Origin of the sequence: Microbacterium sp. oral taxon 186 str. F0373 (genome assembly GCF_000411455.1) — a bacterium.
Taxonomy (GTDB): Bacteria; Actinomycetota; Actinomycetes; order Actinomycetales; family Microbacteriaceae; genus Microbacterium.
This window is the reverse complement of the sequence record NZ_KE150463.1, coordinates 1-3,061: the sequence shown is the minus strand read 5'-3', so window position 1 is coordinate 3,061 and position 3,061 is coordinate 1. Positions and strand designations below refer to the sequence as shown.

Genomic DNA, 3,061 nt, shown 5'->3' with positions numbered 1-3,061 from the left:
CTCGGCTTCCGCAACCTCACCCACTACATCGCGAGATCACTGCTCGAAGCCGGAGGCTTCAGACCCGCGCTACACCCCTAATTCCGAAGAGCCCGTTCACCCACCCGTCGAACGGGCAGAAGTATCCACGCCTCCAGATCATCACTACGAGCGAGCTCCTCGCAGGCAAGCGCCCATCGTTGCCGCCCGTTCTGCCGCCCTACGTTCAAGCGAAAGCCGCCACGCTCGATTCGGGAGCGTCCCACCTGTTCTGATTCATCGGATAGCGGGTCACGACGTCGACGTGGGAGGGCTCGCTGTCTGCGGCTCGCCGTACGGTCGTGGCCGTGGTGCAGATAGCGCGACCTCAAACGACTACGAGACAAGTGCCGGGGCCCTGCCTAGATCACCCTCACCCCACGCACGATTCGCTACCTCAGCTCCGAAGCAGCCGACTGGCTTGGCGACGACACACCTTAGTCAGCTTGTACTGCCGGGATGTCGTCCCAGCTGAGCGTGCCATCCGGATCGGTTGCCCACAGCACCCAGGTCGTCTTGACGGGGTAGTTGTTGGGTGCCCAGCTGTCAGGATCCCAGTTCGCCGAGATTGAGCCCATCAGTACCCATCCGGTACCCGCGTCGGCGATGACGCTTGTGTAGCCCTGCTGTTTCGTTGCTTTTGCGGGAGAGCTGGGATCTGCCGCTCCGTCATTGAGGGAGACGATATTGAGTCCGTCGGAGGCGAGGAACGTCAACCGGCCATCGAATGTGCTCAGGGGCATGAAATCGCCAAGCTTGTTGATTTGCTCAGCGTCGATGGCGAACGAGGTCGAGTGTGATGCGGGGCTGTATACCGTGAGACGACCGAAGGTCTGGCTCCCCGTAACGGGATCACCGAGTACTGGACGGTACGACCCTTGGTCGATCTCTGTCCCGTTCGTCAAGTCGATAGTGTGGTCGGAGCTCCCTGAGTATTCCCAAGCACTTAGGACGCCAGGGGCAGATTTGTCGTACCAGAACGATTGAGTCGTGCCTCCGGAGTAGGACCAGATGACGTTGCCGGTTTCGACGTCATATCCGTTGAGCCCATCCTCGGCGCAGCCGGCCGCTACGGTGGTCGCCGACGCGTAGATCCCCGCGGTGCCAGAGTAAGTACCGCAGTCTGTGGTCCATTTCCGGGCACCGGTGTTCACATCGATGGCATCCAGGTACAGATCGTAGTTGTGCTCCAACAAGCCGTGGCTGCGTATGTACACCGTGTCACCGATGAAGGTGGCGCTGTCCACGTCGAGGTGCTCGAACGTCGGTGTGGATGATGTGTTTAGGAGTTCGCCGTTGATGTCGTAGGTCTTGATCGTGAGCTCGAATCCGCCCGCTTTCAGCCCGTCGTTCGGTTGCCGTTCATGGGTGACGTAAGCCATCTGCGCGTCTCCGACCGGGGCGCCTTGGGCGAGTGCCCACGCCGCTAGAACCTCGGACGTGCTCTGCGGCGTGACCGTGCCACCCGTCGCCGTGCCAGGCCCGTAAAGGCGGTACGAGTACTGGCCGTTCGAGGATCCCTGCACGATGACGACCCGCGGCCCGACGTCAGAGACGGCAGCCCCCGATGGCAGCTGCTCCGAATAGGTAGCTGGAGCGGAAGGCGTCGGGGAGGGCTCAGCCGGCTCGACTGTGGCCGATGGCGCATCCGCCACAGTCTGCTGCGGTGACGAGCACCCAGCCACACCCGCAATAATCGCCCCCGCCGCCGCGAGAAGGACAGCGAACCTGCCCATGCTTTTCAGCCTCATGACTCTCCCAGAAATCCACCTATCCGCAACGTACCGCACAGAAGTGGACTGACACACGACTAACAACGGCGCTGGTCGACGAGTACGGCGGCGCGGAGGGGTAGAGATTTAAATCGCACGGGTCCCGTGAAGGGCCTGAAACCCCGTGAGCATGATCATGCCAGCACCGAAGAGGTGTCCGCCGGTGCTTCGTGAGCATGCGATACGGCTTGATGCCGACGCTCGGAAGTAGGACGCGGGATGATCCAATATGCTGACCGCAACGTTGACCCGCTCACTGGCGGTCACGCATCGCTGGGGAGTGACATGCCTATCCACCGTCGAATCGCTATCGGGTCCGTCCTGACTGTCGCGGCAACCGCAACGCTCGCTGGCTGCGCTGCAGCCGAGCCGCCTACCGCCGAGTATGTGGTAGGGACGTGGACGTGCACGCAGACGGGCACGACCGACACGTGGGATGGCGGCAACAGCGACGGGACGCAGTACCGCATCGTCATCGACAAAGACGGAACAGGGACATCCCAGATGATCGGAGAGGACGGCGCCCCGGTCAACGAGGAGTTCCCCCTCACCTACGAGATCAGCGGCACCACTCTCACCGTAGATATGGAGCATTTCGGGAGGCCCTTCACCGTACAGGGAGTGCCGGAGAAGGTGCCGTCTGAGGGGACTTTCAACGCATCACTGGGAGGTCTCGAGTGGCTCTCGGACGCATTCACGGCCGACGTGAAGAACAAGACCGTGAGCGGGATCGAGTTCGCCGGCGCCGTTATGTCCTGTGAGCGCAGCTAACCGCGGCCCGACGTTCCGCCTTACTGTTTTGAACACGATCAACAGGACCGAACATATGAAGCGCTTCACTGTCAGCTTGGCTGTCACCATGGCGGTCATTGGGCTGAGCCTCACGGGATGCTCAAGCACCGGTTTACCTTTGACTGGCGGATCAAGCGATTCTCAGTGCCCGCTCTCAAACACAACGGTGAAGCTATCGGTCGGGGCCAGCGACAATGGAACCGTCGATTTTAACGACTGGACGACCGGTGAGCCGCCTCTTTCAAACAAACGGAACTGCATCTACGACTACCAGTTCGACTCGGGTCATGTCGGAGCCAACCGAGTAATGATTTGGTGGGCGACGGATCCATCTCTGCTCGGTCTCGGCGGTGAAGGTAGTGCCGTGGACGGTTTGAAGGCCGGGACCGTGGGCGCGGATCGATCCACAACAGGGCTTCTGGACTACCTCATTTCCTGGGAGCAGGACGGATATTACTGGCTGGTGGAGGCCAATGTCG

Annotated in this window: 3 protein-coding genes; 2 read left to right on the top strand and 1 reads right to left on the bottom strand. The window is 61.2% G+C overall.

Annotation, left to right across the window (positions count from 1 at the left end; all coding sequences use genetic code 11):
* Nucleotides 1–455: 455 nt before the first annotated feature.
* Nucleotides 456–1,754 carry a PQQ-binding-like beta-propeller repeat protein gene (locus HMPREF1529_RS15305; RefSeq protein ID WP_005054060.1) on the bottom strand — a complete coding sequence of 433 codons (1,299 nt, stop codon included), beginning with the start codon at nt 1,752–1,754 and terminating at the stop codon, nt 456–458.
* A 255-nt stretch (nt 1,755–2,009) separates the two neighbouring features.
* On the opposite strand from HMPREF1529_RS15305, the gene HMPREF1529_RS15300 reads away from it, so the two are divergent.
* Complete coding sequence (locus tag HMPREF1529_RS15300) at nt 2,010–2,561, top strand: hypothetical protein (protein ID WP_005054062.1); 552 nt, start codon at nt 2,010–2,012, stop codon at nt 2,559–2,561.
* 55 nt (nt 2,562–2,616) lie between these two features.
* Nucleotides 2,617–3,061: hypothetical protein (locus HMPREF1529_RS16000; protein WP_016465450.1), on the top strand; the 445-nt coding region annotated here is incomplete at its 3' end.